A 982-nucleotide genomic window follows, 5' to 3' on the forward strand; every position below is an offset into this window, starting at 1 on the left:
TCTTTTCACCTTTCCCTCACGGTACTTCTTCACTATCGGTCATCAAGTAGTATTTAGCCTTGGGAGGTGGTCCTCCCTGCTTCCCACAAGGTTTCACGTGTCTCGTGGTACTCTGGAGCAGAACTAGCTCATTATTATTTTCACTTACAGGACTATTACCTTCTACGGTGTATCTTTCCAGATATCTTCAATTAATAATAACTTTGCCTTATGTTCTGTCCGCAACCCCAAAGATAAATCTTTGGTTTGGGCTTTTCCGATTTCGCTCGCCGCTACTGACGGAATCGATGTTTCTTTCTCTTCCTCTAGGTACTTAGATGTTTCAGTTCCCTAGGTTTACCCTCCTATAGCTATGTATTCACTATAGGATACGTAGGGTTACCTACGTGAGTTTCCTCATTCGGAGATCTTTGGATCACAGGCTATTTGCGCCTACCCAAAGCTTATCGCAGCTTGTCACGTCCTTCTTCGGCTCTTGATGCCAAGGCATTCACCATGCGCCCTTTGTAGCTTGACCTATCAAATCAAATTTGAGTTACAAATTTGCTGATTTACTAAAATACTAGCGTGCATTTTAGCAATCAATTATTACAAAGAATAGTAAATATCTTTACTTTAACTTATGTGCAATTTTCAAAGAACAATGGTGGGCTTAAATGGACTCGAACCATCGACCTCACGCTTATCAGGCGTGCGCTCTAACCAGCTGAGCTATAAGCCCACAAATGGTGGAGATAAAGAGATTCGAACTCTTGACCCCCTGCGTGCAAGGCAGGTGCTCTCCCAACTGAGCTATACCCCCATATGTGTATATTAAATTAAGACGCCAAAAAAAATTGGTATCTCAAAATTAAACAGAGAGATATTCTAACCAGAATTCGTGTATATTAAGCCTGAAATGCATCAGTACTTAATAATTTCTCCATAGAAAGGAGGTGATCCAGCCGCAGGTTCTCCTACGGCTACCTTGTTACGACTTCAC

The 982-nt window shown here is 41.9% G+C and carries 2 tRNA genes and 2 rRNA genes; all 4 read right to left on the bottom strand.

Annotation, left to right across the window (positions count from 1 at the left end):
• Positions 1 to 517: ribosomal RNA gene (locus JHL18_RS24925) — 23S ribosomal RNA — on the bottom strand; the annotation flags it as partial.
• 127 nt (positions 518 to 644) lie between these two features.
• Positions 645 to 721 (bottom strand) — tRNA-Ile (locus tag JHL18_RS24930).
• Between the two features lie 5 nt (positions 722 to 726).
• Positions 727 to 802: transfer RNA gene (locus JHL18_RS24935), tRNA-Ala, on the bottom strand.
• A 126-nt stretch (positions 803 to 928) separates the two neighbouring features.
• A 16S ribosomal RNA gene (locus JHL18_RS24940) occupies positions 929 to 982 on the bottom strand; the annotation flags it as partial.

The sequence above is a fragment of the Clostridium yunnanense genome (assembly GCF_016595795.1).
Classification (GTDB): domain Bacteria; phylum Bacillota; class Clostridia; order Clostridiales; family Clostridiaceae; genus Clostridium_AR; species Clostridium_AR yunnanense.